The organism is Dactylosporangium cerinum (assembly GCF_042653625.1).
GTDB lineage: Bacteria > Actinomycetota > Actinomycetes > Mycobacteriales > Micromonosporaceae > Dactylosporangium > Dactylosporangium cerinum.
Genome location: NZ_JBHSIU010000045.1, coordinates 9,049 through 25,556 on the forward strand (window position 1 = coordinate 9,049; position 16,508 = coordinate 25,556).

16 protein-coding genes are annotated in these 16,508 nt (G+C 71.4%); 12 read left to right on the plus strand and 4 right to left on the minus strand.

Annotation, left to right across the window (positions count from 1 at the left end; translation table 11 throughout):
- Positions 1 to 134: 134 nt before the first annotated feature.
- Positions 135 to 1,238, minus strand: coding sequence for a uroporphyrinogen-III synthase (locus ACFPIJ_RS33580; RefSeq protein ID WP_380121124.1), 1,104 nt, complete (start codon positions 1,236 to 1,238; stop codon positions 135 to 137).
- Between the two features lie 261 nt (positions 1,239 to 1,499).
- Here ACFPIJ_RS33580 and ACFPIJ_RS33585 point away from each other — a divergent pair, with 261 nt between their 5' ends.
- The 6 genes from ACFPIJ_RS33585 (at position 1,500) to ACFPIJ_RS33610 (ending at position 7,854) form a co-directional block, all read left to right on the plus strand.
- Positions 1,500 to 1,964, plus strand: coding sequence for a TOBE domain-containing protein (locus tag ACFPIJ_RS33585; protein ID WP_380121126.1), 465 nt, complete (start codon positions 1,500 to 1,502; stop codon positions 1,962 to 1,964).
- On the plus strand, positions 1,961 to 3,268 hold the full coding sequence (locus ACFPIJ_RS33590; RefSeq protein WP_380121128.1) for an ABC transporter substrate-binding protein: 1,308 nt from the start codon (positions 1,961 to 1,963) through the stop codon (positions 3,266 to 3,268). The genes ACFPIJ_RS33585 and ACFPIJ_RS33590 overlap by 4 nt, the downstream gene beginning before the upstream one ends.
- The gene (locus ACFPIJ_RS33595; protein ID WP_380121130.1) at positions 3,268 to 4,539 is read left to right on the plus strand and encodes a carbohydrate ABC transporter permease; all 1,272 of its coding nucleotides are present in this window, start codon (positions 3,268 to 3,270) and stop codon (positions 4,537 to 4,539) included. The genes ACFPIJ_RS33590 and ACFPIJ_RS33595 overlap by 1 nt, the downstream gene beginning before the upstream one ends.
- Positions 4,536 to 5,453, plus strand: coding sequence for a carbohydrate ABC transporter permease (locus ACFPIJ_RS33600; RefSeq protein WP_380121133.1), 918 nt, complete (start codon positions 4,536 to 4,538; stop codon positions 5,451 to 5,453). Before ACFPIJ_RS33595 ends, ACFPIJ_RS33600 begins: the two co-directional genes overlap by 4 nt.
- 93 nt (positions 5,454 to 5,546) lie before the next feature.
- Positions 5,547 to 7,253 (plus strand): maltose alpha-D-glucosyltransferase, encoded by a 1,707-nt coding sequence (treS, locus tag ACFPIJ_RS33605; protein ID WP_380121135.1) that lies wholly within the window; start codon positions 5,547 to 5,549, stop codon positions 7,251 to 7,253.
- Positions 7,243 to 7,854 (plus strand): hypothetical protein, encoded by a 612-nt coding sequence (locus ACFPIJ_RS33610; protein WP_380121138.1) that lies wholly within the window; start codon positions 7,243 to 7,245, stop codon positions 7,852 to 7,854. The genes treS and ACFPIJ_RS33610 overlap by 11 nt, the downstream gene beginning before the upstream one ends.
- 65 nt (positions 7,855 to 7,919) lie before the next feature.
- Here the strand turns inward: ACFPIJ_RS33610 and ACFPIJ_RS33615 are convergent, their stop codons facing one another.
- Positions 7,920 to 8,243 carry a hypothetical protein gene (locus tag ACFPIJ_RS33615; protein WP_380121140.1) on the minus strand — a complete coding sequence of 108 codons (324 nt, stop codon included), beginning with the start codon at positions 8,241 to 8,243 and terminating at the stop codon, positions 7,920 to 7,922.
- Positions 8,240 to 8,785 (minus strand): glycoside hydrolase family 2 TIM barrel-domain containing protein, encoded by a 546-nt coding sequence (locus ACFPIJ_RS33620; protein WP_380121192.1) that lies wholly within the window; start codon positions 8,783 to 8,785, stop codon positions 8,240 to 8,242. Before ACFPIJ_RS33620 ends, ACFPIJ_RS33615 begins: the two co-directional genes overlap by 4 nt.
- On the opposite strand from ACFPIJ_RS33620, the gene ACFPIJ_RS33625 reads away from it, so the two are divergent.
- The 6 genes from ACFPIJ_RS33625 (at position 8,696) to ACFPIJ_RS33650 (ending at position 14,510) form a co-directional block, all read left to right on the plus strand.
- Positions 8,696 to 8,944, plus strand: coding sequence for a hypothetical protein (locus ACFPIJ_RS33625; RefSeq protein WP_380121196.1), 249 nt, complete (start codon positions 8,696 to 8,698; stop codon positions 8,942 to 8,944). The two genes, ACFPIJ_RS33620 and ACFPIJ_RS33625, sit on opposite strands and share 90 nt — an antisense overlap.
- A 166-nt stretch (positions 8,945 to 9,110) precedes the next feature.
- On the plus strand, positions 9,111 to 9,410 hold the full coding sequence (locus ACFPIJ_RS33630) for an RICIN domain-containing protein (protein WP_380121194.1): 300 nt from the start codon (positions 9,111 to 9,113) through the stop codon (positions 9,408 to 9,410).
- Between the two features lie 45 nt (positions 9,411 to 9,455).
- On the plus strand, positions 9,456 to 10,013 hold the full coding sequence (locus ACFPIJ_RS33635; RefSeq protein ID WP_380121142.1) for a DeoR family transcriptional regulator: 558 nt from the start codon (positions 9,456 to 9,458) through the stop codon (positions 10,011 to 10,013).
- Positions 10,014 to 10,488: 475 nt separating this feature from the next.
- Positions 10,489 to 10,848 carry a hypothetical protein gene (locus ACFPIJ_RS33640; RefSeq protein WP_380121144.1) on the plus strand — a complete coding sequence of 120 codons (360 nt, stop codon included), beginning with the start codon at positions 10,489 to 10,491 and terminating at the stop codon, positions 10,846 to 10,848.
- Positions 10,849 to 10,892: 44 nt separating this feature from the next.
- Positions 10,893 to 14,228, plus strand: a complete 3,336-nt coding sequence (locus ACFPIJ_RS33645; protein WP_380121145.1) for a hypothetical protein — start codon at positions 10,893 to 10,895, stop codon at positions 14,226 to 14,228.
- Positions 14,229 to 14,279: 51 nt separating this feature from the next.
- Positions 14,280 to 14,510: a hypothetical protein gene (locus tag ACFPIJ_RS33650; RefSeq protein ID WP_380121147.1), complete on the plus strand. Its 231-nt coding sequence runs from the start codon at positions 14,280 to 14,282 to the stop codon at positions 14,508 to 14,510.
- Positions 14,511 to 14,562: 52 nt separating this feature from the next.
- Here ACFPIJ_RS33650 and ACFPIJ_RS33655 read toward each other — a convergent pair whose 3' ends face one another.
- The gene (locus tag ACFPIJ_RS33655) at positions 14,563 to 16,287 is read right to left on the minus strand and encodes a sensor histidine kinase (RefSeq protein WP_380121149.1); all 1,725 of its coding nucleotides are present in this window, start codon (positions 16,285 to 16,287) and stop codon (positions 14,563 to 14,565) included.
- Positions 16,288 to 16,508 lie beyond the last annotated feature (221 nt).

A 16,508-nucleotide genomic window follows, 5' to 3' on the forward strand; every position in this document is an offset into this window, starting at 1 on the left:
ATGATCCGGAAGACTCTGACCACCCAGGGGTGCTCAAGGTCTTCCGGATCATGGAAAGCGCTAGAAGTTGCCCTCGGCGACCTGGAAGACGGTCAGGCCCAGGGCCCGCCACATCCGCCCCGCCTGCTGGCGGATCAGACGGCGAGGCGGTATCCGCGTTTGATCACGGTATGGACGAGTTCGACGCCGGGGACCGCTCGGCGTAGTCGGGACACCGCCATCTCGATCGCGTGGTCGTCGACGTTGGTCAGGCCGGGGACCTGCTGACGCAGGTCGGCGCTGGACAGCACGGTGCCGGGCGCCCGCGCGAGCGCCCGCAGCACGTCGACGGGCCCCTGCTGGATCGGGTACAGCCGGCCGTCGAGCAGGGCCGCGTGCCCGCGCACCTCCAGGGTCAGGTGGCCGACGGTGGCGTGCACCGCCCGGTCGAGCACCGACCTGGCCAGCACCGCCGCCATCTCCTCGTCGAACGGCAGCGGGGGCACCGCCGCCGTCACGCCGTGCCGGCGGAGCACCCCGGCGGCGAGGGGTCCCCGGCTGACGGTGGTGACGTGGGCGCCGAGCTGCTCGGTGAGCGCCGGCAGCCGCCCGTGGTCGGCGGCGAACCGCAGCACGTGCTCCGCCGAGAGGGGGTCCAGCCACGCGACCGCGTCGAGCTGGCGGCGGCTGATCAGCTCCACCACCCGGCGCAGCCCGACCACGTCGTTCGGCGGTTCGGTCCGGTACGCGGGCACCGGCACCACGTCGGCGCCCGCCTCCCGCAGCACCTCGCACGCCTCGGCCTGCAACGGGGCGTCGAGCTGCACCAGGACGTGCCGCCCGGCAGGGGAGTGGGTCAGCAGGTGGCGGAACAGTTCGTCGGCGGAGCCGGCCGCGGTCGACAGGATGTCGCGCAGCCCGAAGCCGCGCAGGGCGTCGGCCGTGCGGGCGTCGGCGGCGAGCAGGCGGGCGGTGCGCAGCACCCCCAGCAGGCGCTCCGGGTCCGGCACCGCCTGCAGCCACGCGCGGAGCCCGCCGGCGGAGACAGCGAGGACGTCGTCGACCGGCCCGGCGAGGCCCTCCGCCGTGGCCTGGGCCATGGCGTCGCGGTCCGGCTGCGGGACCGCCCGGACCCCCTGGACGGAGACGATCCGGGCGCCGTGGTGTTCGAGGAGGTCAGCGAGGCGGTGCCGGCGCCGGTGACTGATCACGGCAATGGTGAAGCCGGCCAGCAGCGACTGATCCGCCGGGTGCTGCACCGCCACCTCCTTTCCGGGACCGGATCGTATGCCTACCCCCCGGGGTCGGTCACTGTTTGGCAACATCGGGTCGGGTATCGATCATCGGCCCGCGTCGCCGGTGCAGGTGAGCGTGGCCGGGCGGTCCCCGGATCGGTCGATAGTGATCTTGTGAGGCGCCTTGCAGAAGGGTTACACGCCGCCGCCAACCCTGGTGCGCGCCGCCGCTGAGGGCGAACACTCGCAGGGACACGCCGGGCACGTCGACTGAGGGGGTGCGGATTGGCCCACAACACGCTGCTGATCCGGGAGGCCGACCCAGGCTCCTCCGCGCAGCAGCCGCCGAACCTGATCGCCGCCGTGCTCATCGACCAGGGCGGCCGCCTCATCCTGGACGTCTGCGGCCAGCAGATGCCGGTCCCGGGGCTGCGCCGGCGCCTCGACCCGCAGCACGTCACCCAGCGGGTGCTCGTCGCGATCCGGCCCGAGCACCTGTACGACGCGTCGGTCGGCCTGCCACCGACAGCGACGGCGTCGGTGCTGCACGGCACGGTCCGAGGCGTCCAGGTCGACGGCGCGGACCGGCTCCTGGACGTCGAGGTGGCCGACGCGACCGGCTGGCAGCCGGCCCCGAGACTGGCGGCGCGCGTGGACCTGCGCTGCACCGCCGAGGCCGGCGACCCGGTCATGCTCGCCGTCGACCTGCGGCACCTGCGGGTGTTCGCCGCCACCGGCGATCCGCTGTGAGCCTGCCGGGGTCGTGGCACGGCACCGTCGTCGGGCTGTGCTGCACCCTGCTGCTCGCGGCCGGCTGCACGGCCGCCGTCGCCGCGCCGGGCCGTTACAGTGGCCAGTCGGTCGAGGTCGCGGGCAGCTGGACCGGCGCCGAGCAGGCGAACTTCGAACGGGTCCTGCGGGCCTTCGGCGACCAGACCGGCGCGCGGGTGCGGTACACCTCCGGCGGCAGCGACCTCAGCGTGCTGGTGTCGTCCCGGGTCGCCGGCGGCAGCCCACCGGACGTCGTGATGATCCCGCAGCCGGGAGTGCTCGCCCAGTACGCCGGGACCGGCGCGGCGAAACCCGTCACGGGCGCGGTCGCCGCCGCGGTCCGGGCCAACTTCTCCCCGCAGTGGCAGCAGTTCGGCACTGTCGGCGGGCAGCTCTACGGCGTCCCGTTCAAGGCCGCGAACAAGTCCGTCATCTGGTACCGCGCCGACGCGTTCGCCGCCGCCGGGGTCACCCCGCCCTCGACGCTCGACGAACTCACCGAGGTCTCGCAGACGCTCGTGGACTCCGGCACCGCGGCGATGACGGTCCCGGGCGCCGACGGCTGGCCGCTCACCGACTGGTTCGAGAACGTCTACCTGCAGTCGGCCGGTCCGCAGCGGTACGACCAGCTGGCCGCCCACGAGATCCCATGGACGGACCCGACCGTGGTCGAGGCGCTGCGCACCATGGGCCGCTACTGGGCTGCTCCGCAGTTCCTGCAGGGTGGCCCCAGGGGCGCGCTGCAGACGACGTTCACCCGGTCGGTCGCGGATGTCTTCGGCGCGAAACCGAGCTCGGCGATGCTGTACGAGGCGGACTTCGTCACCACCGAGATCGCCAAGCTCGGCGTCTACCGGATCGGCAGCGACGCCCGGCACTTCGCGTGGCCGTCGGTCGCCGGCACCGGTCGCATGGTCGTGGCCGGCGGGGACGCCGCCGTGGCGTTCAGGGACCGGCCGGTGACCATGGACCTCATGGCCTACCTGGCATCCCCGGAGGCGGCCGCGATCATGGCCGGGCGGGGCGGGTTCCTGTCGGTGAACCAGAACCTGGACACGGCCGTCTACCCGGACGCGACCACCCGGGCGCTCGCGGAGACCCTCCTGCACGCGGAGACGCTGCGCTTCGACCTGTCCGACATGACCCCCCGCAGCTTCGGCGGCGGCAACGGCGCGGCCATGTGGCGGCTGCTGCAGGCGTACCTCGCGGCACCCGCGACCGACCCGGCCGTGGTCGCGGCCAGGCTCGAGGACGCCGCGGCGAAGGCATACGGGGCGGCGTGATGGGCCGCACCGCCAAGTTCTCCACCGCCGCCTGGTTCCTGGCGCCGGCCGTGCTGATCGTCGCCGTGCTGCTCGTCTACCCGATCGGGCAGACGCTGTGGCTGAGCTTCCACGACGCCGGAGGCCGCACCGCCGTCGGCGCGGCCAACTACGCCGACATCCTCACCACCCCGCAGATCCGCCGGGCACTGCTCAACAACGCCATCTGGATCGTCGTGGCGCCGAACCTGGTCCTGGCGGTCGGGCTGCTGGTCGCGTTCCTCGCCCAGCGGGTCGGCCGGACCACCGTGATCCGGGTCGTCCTGCTTATGCCGATGGCGATCTCACTGGTCTCCGCGGGGGTGGCGTTCCGCCTCGTGTACGACGAGAGCCCCGACCGCGGTGCCCTCAACGCCGCCGTCGTCACCGCCCACGACGCCGTCCGGCCACCGTCGCTGTACCACGGCGCGCGCCCACGCGACGAACGGGCGCTGGTGCCGTCGGCCGGGGCGCTGCAGACCGCCGGTACGGTCGCCGCCGGCGAGAGCGTCCTGCTGCCGCTGGTCGGGCTGGCGCCGCAGCAACTGCCGTCGCAGGCCGTGCAGGCCGGCACCGGGGGAGCCGGCGGCGCCGGGGTGCACGGCGTGGTGTGGTCCGACTTCACCGCCGTCGGCGGCCGGCCCGGCAGCGTCGACTACGGTGAGCGCGGCCTGCCGGACGTGGCGGTGGACGTGGTCCGTGACGGCGCCGTCGTCGCCCGGACCCGCACCGCCGCCGACGGCACCTTCAGCGTGCCGCAGCTGCGCGGCGACGGGTACGTCGTGCGGCTCGCCGCGGACAACTTCACCGCCCCGTTCGCGGGCCTGACCTGGCTCGGCCCGGCACTGGTCACTCCGGCGCTCATCGGCGCGTACGTCTGGATCTGGGCCGGGTTCGCAATGGTCCTGATCACCGCGGGCTTCGCCGGCATCCCGAAGGAGACCCTCGAGGCCGCCCGGGTCGACGGCGCGGGGGAGTGGCAGGTCCTGCGCCGCGTCACCGTCCCCATGATGCGGCCCGTCGTGGTGGTCATCCTCGTGACCCTGACCGTCAACGTCCTCAAGGTGTTCGACCTGGTGCTGGTCCTCGCGCCCGAGTCCGCACAGGGATCGGCGTCGGTCGTCGCGCTGGAGATGTGGCGGTCCTCGTTCGACCACATCGGCCGCGGCAGCGCCCTCGGCGTGCTGCTGCTCGTCCTGGTCCTGCCCGGGGTGCTGTACAACGTGCACCGGCTGCGAAGGAGCGAACCATGAGCCTGTTCGCCGCGGTCGAGGCGCCCGAACTGCTGCCCGCCGGGACCGAACCGCCCCCGCCCGCCCCGAGCCGCGGCGTCCGGGCCGCGCGCCGGTTCGCCCGGACGGCCGCGCAGGCCGCCCTGTTCATCGTCGGGCTGTGGTGGCTGGTCCCCACCGTCGGCCTCGCCGTCGTCAGCCTGCGCGGCCCCGCCGCCAACAGCGGCGCCGGCTGGTGGACGGTGCTGACCGAGCCCACTCAGCTCACCTTGCGCAACTACCGTGGCCTCGTCGCCGACGGGCGGCTGACCCACGCCCTGTGGAACACCGTACTCATCTCGGTGCCGGCGACGGTGCTCGTCGTGGCGATCGGCGCCGTCGCCGCGTACCCGCTCGCGTGGCTGGCGTTCCGGGGGCGGCACGCCGTCATGCTGACCCTCGCCGGGTTCGTCGCCGTCCCCGTCCAGACGGCGCTCATCCCCGACGCGCGGCTGTTCGCGGCGTTCGGCGTTGCCGGCACCATCCCCGCGGTCGTCGCGTTCCACGTCGCGTTCGGGCTCCCGTTCGCGGTGCTCCTCCTGCGCAACTTCTACCTCGCCATCCCGCCGGACCTCATCGAGGCCGCCCGCATCGACGGTGGCGGCGAGCTCACGATCCTCCGCCGGATCGTGCTGCCGCTGGCAAAGCCGGCGCTGGCGTCGCTGGCGGTGTTCGAGTTCGTGTGGGTGTGGAACGACCTCATCGTCGCCCTGGTCTTCGCCCGCCCCGACAACGCGCCGATCACCCTGGCACTGCAGGAACAGATGCGCTCGTTCCCGTCCAATGTGGACGTCATCGCTCCCGGCGCGTTCGTCTCGATGGCCGTGCCGCTGCTGGTCTTCTTCGTGTTCCAACGGTCCTTCACCCAGAGCGCACTGGCCGGCTCGCCCCGGTAACGACACCACCTGTTCCCCCGCCCGCGGCGGCCGGTCGATGACGACCCGCCGGCCGTGCGGCGCGCCCACACCCCACCATTGACGGGAACGACGATGCACCAACCCACCCGCACCGCCCGGCGCCTGCCGGTCCAGCCCGACTGGTTCCGGCGGGCCGTGTTCTACGAGGTCCTCACCCAGGCCTGCTTCGACTCCAACGACGACGGCTGCGGCGACCTGCTCGGCCTGGTGTCCAAACTGGACTACCTGCAGTGGCTCGGCATCGACTGCATCTGGCTGCCGCCGTTCTACGACTCGCCGCGACGCGACGGCGGGTACGACATCAGCGACTACACCGCGATCAGCCCCGAGTACGGCACCATCGACGACTTCGTGACCCTGCTCGACGAGGCGCACACCCGCGGCATCCGGGTCATCACCGACCTCGTCCTCAACCACACCTCCGACGCCCACCAGTGGTTCCAGGAGTCCCGGCGCGACCCGTCCGGCCCCTACGGCGACTTCTACGTCTGGCGCGACGACGACCTCGGCTACCCCGAGGCCCGGATCATCTTCGCCGACACCGAGACGTCGAACTGGACGTTCGACCCCGTGCGGCAGCAGTTCTACTTCCACCGGTTCTTCCACCACCAGCCGGACCTCAACTACGACAACCCCGTCGTCGCCGACACCATGCTCGACGTCGTGCGCTTCTGGCTCGACCTCGGCATCGACGGGTTCCGCCTCGACGCCGCGCCCTACCTGTTCGCCCGCGAGGGCACCGAGTGCGCCGGCCTGCCCGAGACACACGAGTACCTCAAACGCATCCGGAAGATCGTCGACGACGAATACCCCGGCACGGTCCTGCTCGCCGAGGCGAACCTGTGGCCGGCTGACCTCGTGGAGTACTTCGGCGACGCCACCGTCGGCGACGAGTGCCACATGGCGTTCCACTTCCCGCTGATGCCCCGCATCTTCATGGCCGTGCGCCGCGAGTCGCGGGTGCCGATCTCGGAGATCCTCGCCCAGACCCCGGCGATCCCCGAGAACTGCCAGTGGGGCACGTTCCTGCGCAACCACGACGAGCTGACCCTGGAGATGGTCACCGACGAGGAACGCGACTACCTGTACAGCGAATACGCCCACGACCCCCGGATGCGGCTCAACCTCGGCATCCGGCGGCGGCTCGCCCCGATGCTCGGCAACGACCGGGACCAGATCGAGCTGTTCACCTCGCTGCTGCTGTCGCTGCCGGGCTCGCCGGTCATCTACTACGGCGACGAGATCGGCATGGGCGACAACGTCTACCTCGGCGACCGCGACGGCGTGCGCACCCCGATGCAGTGGAACGTCGACCGCAACGGCGGCTTCTCCCGCAGCGACCCGAGCCGGCTGTACCTGCCGATGAACAACGGCTGGGTGTACGGCTACCAGTCCGTCAACGTCGAACGGCAGAAGGAGGAGCCGGCGTCGCTGCTGCACTGGACCCGCAAGATGCTGGCGATCCGCAAGCGGCACACCGCGTTCGCCCTCGGCGACTTCACCGACCTCAACGGTTCCAACGGCGCTGTGCTCGCGTTTCTGCGCCGGTACCAGGACGAGGTGCTCTTGTGCGTCCACAACCTGTCGAAGCACCCCCAGCCGGTGCAGCTGCCGCTCGGCGACCTGTTCCACGGCCACGTGCCGGTGGAGCTGACCGGCGACACGACGTTCCCGAGCATCGGCCGGCGACCGTACCTGCTGACCCTGCCCGGCTACGGCTCGTACTGGTTCCGCATCGTCCCTCCGGGCCGGAACCGGGGTGGTGACCGTGCCCGCTGAGCACGACGCCGACGTCTTCGAGGCGAGCCTGCTGCTGCTGGCCGGGACGGCGCCGCTGCGCCACGCGACGGCCGTGCGGCGGCGCACCGAATGGGAGGTGATCGCCGCGGCGTGGGTCGGCCCGCCGCTGCGGGTGGAGTTCGAGGCGGAGTACGCGGCCGTCAGGTTCGCCGAGGTGATGCGGGCCGTGCCCGGCGCCGACTGCTGGACCGGCCGCCTCGAGGCGGGCATCCGGCGCCGCTACGAGACCTTCGTCGTGGACGTCGCCGCGGCCGAACCCGGCGACGTCCTGGGCCGGCTGCAGGACGAGTGGACCCGGGCCGCCGACCTGCTCCTCGGCGACGGCGCCGCGGACGAGACCCGGCTGCGGAGCCGGGCCGCGGCGGTCTGGCGGTGCGCGCTGCTGACCGCGGCGCCCCGGCACTCACCGGCGGGCCTGCGGCTGCGCGCCCCGGACGGCCGGTCGCTGCGGCTGCTGATGCGCTCCGCGCAGGTCCTCGGCGTCACCTGCGAGGCGCATACGGGCCGGGGCCGGCAGATCCTCTCCGTCGGTGGCCGCGGCGCCGTGACGCTGCGCTCCACCACACGGGCCGCGTCCTGATGGAGGTCGTCCGACGGCGACGCTGACGTCAGTGTCCAGCGCCGCCGTCCACCCGCCGGCCGCGTTCAGGTGCCCGGTTGTGACGAGGGGCGCTCGATGGCCGCCGGTCGTTGCTGCACCTGCTGGATCCGGCGTACGTCGAGCTTCTCGGAGCGGTCGAACCGGTAGATGCCGTTGCGTTCCTGGAAGACGTCGGTGAGCTGGGTGTAGCAGTAGCCGAACATGCGGGGGTTGTCGAGGAGGGTGTCGGTGAGGCCCTGGAAGCGTTCGTGCCACTCGTCCTCGGTGTGCGGTCGTTGTCCGTATCCCCAGGAGTTGGCGGTGTCGGAGCCGGAGACGGCGCCGGTGGTGGCGGACTCCCACCAGATGCCGCCGTACTCGCTGATCATGTAGGGCTGCCCGCGGTACGGCAGGGAGAAGGCGGCGTCGTCTCCGGCGCGGGTGTTGGCGTAGGGGGTGCCTCGGCGAGGCCCTGGAGCTGGCCGGCGAAGGTCTTGGGGTCCTGCTCGTACAGGTGGGCGTCCCAGATGTCGGTGTAGGGGACCCGGTGGGAGTACCCGGAGGCGTCGATGACCGGGCGGGTCGGGTCGGCGGCCTTGGTCGCGTCGTAGAGGGCCTTGGTGACGTCGTCCAGGGTGGTGGTGCGGTCGTGCAGGCGCTGGTGGGTCTCGTTGAGCGGGCACCAGCCGATGATGCTGGGGTGGCTGATGTCGCGGGCGAGTGCCTCGAGCCACTCGGCGATGTACGACGATGTCGGATGCTGGTTGTCGCCGGCGGGTCCGGTGCCGGAGCAGCCCCAGTCGCCGTACTCGGCCCACAGCAGGAACCCGAGGCGGTCGGTGTGGTACAGGTACCGCTCCTCGACCACCCGCTGGTGCAGGCGGGCCCCGTTGAACCCGGCGCGCTGGGCCAGCAGGATGTCCTGCGCCAGGTCGGCGGCAGCCGCGTGCCGGTCCGGCGCCCGGCCAGGGTCACGTGGCTGGCGACCTCGCCGCGCGCGACGTCGGGCAGGGTGCGGAGCCCGGCGATGCGGCGGGAGGGGACCGGCTCCAGCCAGACGGTCTGCCAGATGCCGGTGGTGCGGGTGTAGACCGCCTCGGTGTTGTGGAACCAGGTGGCCTGCTTGCCTCGGGCCTGCACGCCGTGCCGGCTGTCGCGGGCGCGGGCAGAACGTCGACGTCCGGGCCGGGTCGGGCGACGACGGTGCGGTGGTGCAGCAGTACCCACCCAACGGGCTGCCGCCGTAGAGCTGGCAGCTGTCGGCGCAGCCGGACGGCTCGTACTACGTCATCAACCAGCAGAGCGGGAAGTACCTCGAGGTCAAGAACAACCTCGGCACCGACGGGGCCGAGGTTGACCAGTGGTCCTACACGGGCTGCGCCTGCCAGCGGTGGTTCTTCGACTACGTCGGTGCCGGGCTGTACCGCATCCGCAACGCCGGCAGCGGACTGAACCTCGACGTCACCGGGGGCAGCCTGGCCAGCTCGACCCCGCTCGAGCAGTACCACGACAACTCGGCGCGCCCGCAGCGGTGGCGCCTCACACCGGCGCCGTAACGGTAAGGGACCGGCCGCGCCCGCCCTACGGAAGGAGCTCCTGACATGGTCGTCGAGATGCGGCGGGCCGAGATCCTGGCCATCGCCCGCCGCTCCGGCGGGGTCGGTCTGCGGGAGCTGAGCAGCCGCTTCTGCGTTTCGATCCCGACGATCCGCCGTGACCTGGCGGTCCTGGCCGCGCGGGGCCTGCTGTGCCGGGTCCACGGCGGCGCCATTCCGCTGGCCTCGGCGCCGGCGGGCCGGCGGTCCACCGCCGATCTGCAGGCCGCCGCGTCGCTCGTCGAGGCCGGGATGGCGATCGGTCTGTCGGGGTGGCGCCGGGCCGCCGCGCTGGCCGGCCTGATCGCGGACGTGCCGGACCTGACGGTGGTGACACCGATGCTGGCGGTGGCCCGCGCGGTCCGGGCCGGCGGCCCGACCCTGCTGGTCATCGGCGGCGTGCGCACGCCGAGCGGCAGCCATGCGGGCCCCCTCGCCGAGGACGCACTGCACGGTCTGCACCTGGACATCGCATTCGTCGAGCCCACGACGTCCGGCGACGCCCTGGCCGCCGCGACCGACGATGCGCTCCTGCGCCGCGCCGCCCGCCGCGTGCTCCTGTGAGCGCACGACCTTCACGCCGCGGCCGCCGGGACATGGCTTCGCGGGTCGAAGACAGGCAATGCTTTGCGCGCTCGCCCGTCGTCGCCTCCAGCGCTGCGTGATGGCCGAAGCAGCATTTGGTGCAGGAGGTTCGAATGGATGACGACGAGCCGATGCCGCGGTGCGTCCAAGATGGGTCGGCTACGCCTGGCGGGTCTCGTTGGCGGTCGCGATACTTGCGCTCGCGGCCACCGTCAAGCACTACGTATCTCATCGCCCAATTTGGCCTGGTCTGCTCATTGTTCTGACCGTCGTCGTTGTCGGGGCGCTATCCGCGTGCGGCGGCGCCGACCGCTGAACCTTCCGGCGAGTCTTGTTCAACCGAGCGTATGGATCTGTTGGCTGAGTGGCATGCGGCGGTCTGCCTGTCTACCCGGTACAGGGCCGGCATTGAAAGATGTAGAACTAGGGCAGATGCGATGATGCAGGAGGGTCAATGCGGATTGAGGCCGAGCTGGTAGATGATGTCGACGGCGGCCTTGTCGAGCTGCTGGGTGCCTTGCAGGCCGATCCGGGCCTGGAAGCCGCAGAGCCGCGACGGGGGCAGACCGCCGTTCGATCGGACGAGCTCGGCACGGCGGAGGTCGTCGAGCTGATCGCGACCGACGTGCTGTTGCCGATGGTCGTCCAAGCGCTGTATGACTTCCTCAGCTCCCGCGTGCGCCGCGGGTCGGAAACGGCCAAGATCGTTGTCACCCGCACCGACCTGCCAGATGGTGAACGCCGCGTCGAGATCACCCTCGACGGTTCCTCGGAAGCGGCCGTCGAGGTCGTGCGCCGCGCACTCGAGCTCTGACCCGGCGGCCGCGCACCATGTCACCCGACCACGACGCCGCACGGGTGGATCCCAGTCAGTCGGTCGCGGTCCTCATCGGTGTCGCCAATTCCACGGCCTCCGACTTCCCACCGGTCCCGGCCGCAACCGAGAACCTGATCCGGCTCGGGCGTGCCCTCACGGGAAAGGCGTGGGGGCTGCGGCGGCCGATGCGGCTGATCGAGCTGGTCGACCCCGACCGCTCGACCGTCCTGCGTACGGTCGCCGACGCCGGCAAACTTCTGGGCCGGCAGGGGCTACTGCTGCTGTACTTCGTGGGGCACGCCGAGCCCATTGGCGACGAGCTGTGCCTCGCGCTCACCGACGCGGACCGGTCGAACCCGCGGGACACGATGCTCACCGTCACAGCGCTCGTGGAGGCCACCGGCACCAGGTCGTCGCACCGGCACCTGCTTGTCCTGGACTGCTGCTTCTCAGGCCGGGCCGCGGCACGTCTGCCCGGCGTCTCAGCGCGGCTCGGGGACACCGCGGGCTGGTACTTCATGGGAGCGGCCGACGGGGGCAGCGCGGCCTCCGCACCGCGGGACGGCGAGACGACGCTGTTCACGGCGGCGCTGCTACGGGCGATGGAGGGGCACGTCGGCCACGGGGAGTCGTTGAGCCCGACCGACGTGCTGCGGATCGCCACCGATCTGCTGCCGGACGATCACCTGCCGGTGCACAACGACCTGGCATGGGGGCAGAGGCTGCAGTGGCTGAGGAATCTCCGATACACGCCGCCGGCCCGGCGCCCGGTTCACCTGCGCGAGACGGCGTCGGGCACGCCCGCTCCGAACGACTGGATACCCGCGCCGCCGGCGCTGTACGCCGAGCCGCCGTACATCGGGTCGCACGAGTTCGTCGGACGCAGCGCCCAGCTGGATGAGCTGACCCGGTGGGCGGCACAGGACAACGACACCGAGCCGGTGATGCTGCTCGAAGCCATCGGCGGCAGCGGCAAGAGCATGCTGACCTGGCACTGGACGGCCGGCCAAGCCAAGCACGTGCGGGACGACTGGGCCGGGTTCTTCTGGTACTCCTTCTACGAGCGAAGCTCCACCATGGCCGACTTCTGCCGGCACGCCCTGGCATACGTGAACGAGGACAAGCCGGAGCACTACGCGGAGCTCAACCAGGCGGAATTGACCCGGCTGGTGCTCCTGTGCCTGCGGGCGAGGCCGTGGCTGATGGTGCTCGACGGGCTCGAACGCGTCTTGGTCGCCTACAACAGGTTCGACTCCGCGCAACTCGCCGACGAGGAGGCTGGACGGCAGGACGCGATCGCGAGCCGCGATCCCTGTGCCGCGATCCGCCCCGCCGATGATGAGCTGCTGCGCCGGCTCGCCGCCGCGCAACCGTCCAGGATCCTCGTGACGTCGCGTCTCGTCCCGCGTGTCCTGCTGAACACTTCCGGTCAGCCGATCCCCGGCGTACGACGGCATCTGCTGCCGGGCCTGACGGCCGGTGACGCCGAGGCTCTGCTGCGTGCCTGCGGCGTGCACGGCAGCTCCCACCAGATGACCGACTACCTGCGCCGGCACTGCGCGTTCCATCCGCTGGTCACCGGCGTCGTCGGCGGCCTCGTCAACAACTACATGCCGGCGCGGGGCACGTTCGACGACTGGGCCGCCGACCCTGGCCACGGAGGCAGCCTCGACGTCGGCGACCTGGACCTGGTTCAGAAGCGCAATCACATCCTCAGATCCGCGGTCGACGCGCTCTCCAGCGGCAGCCGCAAGCTGCTGTGGACGATGAGCCTGATCCCTGGCGCCGTCGACTATCCGACGCTGCGCGCGTTCAACCCGTTCGCGACTGTCGCGACCGTGCAGCCGCAGTCGCAGCCACCACGCGACTTCACGCGGGACTACGCCGTCCTGCCGCCCGGGTCGAAACGGCGGGAGAAGGCGCAGCGCGACTATCAGCGGGTTCTTGACGCCTGGCTTGCCAGCCAGCCGCAGGGGCCGGAAGACCCGGCCGCGGACGAGCCGTTGGACGCGGCGTTGTACGACCTTGAACGGCGCGGGCTTGTGCAGTTCGACCGGCGGGTCGCCCGCTGGGACCTGCACCCGATCGTGCGCGCCATTGGCTCCACGGCAGTCGGCGGCGCGGCACGCGAGACCATTGGCATGCAGATCGTCGACCACTTCTCGAAGCTGCCGAGCGGCCCCGATCTGCTCGCAGAGACCCTGGAAGACATCTTCAACGCGCTCGTAGTCGTGCAGACGCTGATCCACATCGGTCGTACCCGCGACGCCTGGCTGCGGCTGGAGCAGGGACTGCTGGAAGTGCTGGTGTTCAATGCGGAGGCATATGCGGAGACCCTGGCGGTGCTGAAACCGCTCGTGCCGGAGAACGAGCTCAGCTGGCCGAAGTCGTTTGCGTTCTACGACAAGGTGCTGCTCCGCACCTATCTGGCGATGCTCTACAACATCATCGGTGACGGTGCGCGCGCCCGAGCAATCCACTGCGCTGTGCTGCACGAGTGCGTCGAGCTCCGCCAGGACGTGACGTCCACGATCACGCTGGTGAACATCTCCGTCACGCACTCGAGTGGCCTGCAGCTCGCGGCCGCTGACCTGGCGACGGCGCAGGGCCTCGAAGCCGCGGAGCTGACGGGCAATGCTGGTGCGAGGTTCGTGCTGCGGCTCGAACGCTTCGTTCAGCTCGCAACGGTCGGCCGATGGGCGGAGGCCGAGCAGCTGTGGGAGGCCCTGGACGGCATGGGCAGAGACTGGCCGCGCAGGCTGTACCGGCCTGGAGGCGCCGAACTCGAGCACCTCCTGTACGGCGCTGTCCCGCTGGAGGAGCAGCCGATCGAGGCGCTGGAGGCCGCTGAGCGGCTGTTGCGGTCCGGAGCCAACCGGGGAGGCCTCCGTCGGTACCTCGCGGCGAAGGGCAACTGGCACCTCGCCCGGTCGGAGCCCGCCCAGGCCGCTGACAGTTTCCACGAGGCGGTCCGGATGTCGAACGAGTGCGGCATCCGGTTTCACCGCGCCGAGGTGTGCCTGGCCTTGGCGAAGGCCAGAGCGCACGCGACCATGACCAAGGATGAGGCGGAGCGCCTGTCCACCGCCCCCGAGGCGGCCGCTTCCGCCATCTGGCTCGCCCGGCTCTGGCGTGAATTGGGCGACGAACGCACGGCCGCGACGCATGCTATGACCGCCTACCGGGCGGCGTGGGCCGATGGCGAGCCGTTCGTCGTGCGCCGCGCGTTGGACGCGGCCGCAGCGCTGCTGCGCGAGCTCGGATCGGAGATCCCCAATCTGCCCGCGTACGACGCGTCGCAACGCGAACGGCAACCGTGGGAGGGCTCCGCCGAGCAGCTGCTCAACCGTCTGCGCCGCACCCGCCAGCCCGCATGAACCGCCGCCGATCACTCGGTCACGAGCCAGGACGCGGCACGCCTTGCGGAGTTGCGGTCGCACCACGGGCTGTGGCACGACGTGGCGCCGCCGTGGCTGCTTGCGGACTTCGGCGGGGTCGTCATCGGCGACCGCGGCCGCCGGGGCCGCGCCGACGACCTGCACGAACAGGAGTCGGCGTACATCGCCTACGAGAACGAGCTGACCGGACACGGCGCCTACGGCGTGGTCATGGCCCCGTCTGGCCGCCGTCGGCCTGCTGGCCGAGCGGCCCCGGCCTGACCGGCGCAACCTCAGGGTGGAGCGACCCGCTCCACCCTGAGCCCGGCACCGGTCATACCTCGTCGATCGGGATCTTGACCAGGAGCGCTGTGCCGTGCCCGACGGGGCTCAGGACCTCCATGTGGCCGCCGAGGGCCTCGATGTGGTCCTGCAGGCCGGTCAGCCCGGACTGCTCGCCAGGGCTGGCTCCGCCGACACCGTCGTCCTGGATCGAGAGCCGGAAGACCGCATCCTCCGCTTCGGCGTTGACGTGCACCACAGTTGCGTGGGCATGTTTGGCGGCGTTGGCGAGCGCTTCCGACACGACGTAGTACGCGGCGACCTCGGCAAGTTCGGGCAGCCGCCGGTCGATGTCCAGTTGGAGTTCCACCGGAATCGTGCTGCGGCGGGCGAGCGACTTGATCGAGGGGCCGAGCCCGCCCTTGGACATGATCGCCGGATGGATTCCCCGCAAGACGTCCTGCACGCACGCGAATACGCCGTTCAGGCGCTGCGTCGCCCGTGACAGCTGCTCTTTGTACCTGTCCAGCTCGGGCGGCATTGTTGCCTCGAGCATGCCCAGTTCGAGCCCGACCGAGACGAGACCCTGCAATGCGCCATCGTGCAGCTCTCGTTCGAGCTGCCGTCGAACATGGTCGGCTGCGGTGACGATGCGGGCACGGGAGGCGGCGAGCTGCGCACGACTCCCGGCGTTGGCGATCGCGGCCGCGATGAGGTCGGCGAAGTCCGCCAGGCACGCCTCGGTGGCGGGCGGCACGGGCTCGGCCGTGCGCGACACCACAGCGAGCACGCCCCAGAGCCGGCCCTGGGCCATGACGGGAACGCCCACCGCTGAGCGCATACCCGGACCCGTGGCGTTCCCGCCGCTGCTGATCCGGCTCGGACGCCTGGTGCGCAACACCGTCTTGACGAGATGGTCCTCTTCGAGCGGCACGGACATCGGGCCGTTCGGCTCGCCGAGACCCGCAAGGCGGGTGGCGGTGCAGTCCGGCTCGTAGCGCATCAGCGCTGTGCGGGCGGGCCCGAGGGTCCGGCAGAGTTCTGCCGATGCCACGTCGAACACCTCGGTCGGTGAGGCCCCACGTGCAACCAGCGTGGCCACGCGCCGCCACGCGGCATGCTCCTCCATGAGCACGACAAACCGTTCGCGGCTCGATGCGGTGATCGCCTCACGGGCGAGCGCAGCGCACAGCAGCGACTCCAGCGACGGCACCATCCGTTGCAGGCGCTCGCGGGTCTGTTCGGGGAGGTCGGCCGGAACCAGCAGGGTGCCCAGGCGCGTCGTGCCGCCATACAGCGGGAACGCGGCCTGCCGCTCGTCCCCGGGGACCGCATGGAGCTCGACCGCCGCGGACCGCAGCTTGAGCACGTGCGCGAGCTGCTGTGCCACCGGGCCGAGCGCCGTGCGTACGTCGTCCGCGCACAACATGCGTTTGGCCAGCTCGGCGGTGAGGTCGGCGTCCTGGCGGTGTCGTGACGCCTCGGCGGCCCGGGAGCGCACCACGTCGGCAAGGCCGCTGGTCACCAGCCCGGTGGCGATGAACACCACGACGGTCTGCAGGTCCCACCGCGCGATGAAATGGAACGTCCAGAAGGGCGGGACGTGGAAATAGTTCAAGGCGGCGGCGCTGGCCACCGCCGTCACGACACCGAGCCTGGCTCCCCACACCATCGAGACGGCCAGGATGCCGCACAGGTAGACCACGGCCGGCGGGCCCGTCGGAGCGTCTCCCCGGAGGGGAAACAGCACGATGGTCTCTGCCGCGATGAACGCCACGGCGACCACCAGCCCGAGCCAGAGCGGCGGCGGCTGAGGCCTCAGCAGCGACGGAACTCGGCTTGCGCGCACCGGCTACCGTCCTTCACCTTGCGTCGCACGCGACGCCGGCGCTGACCCGTCACCCCCGGGGAAGCCAACCGTGCAGTGCAAGGCGTGTGACGCGCCCTCACCCAAGGGCATGTCGATCTTACCGCAACAGCACGGATTGATCTCGGCGA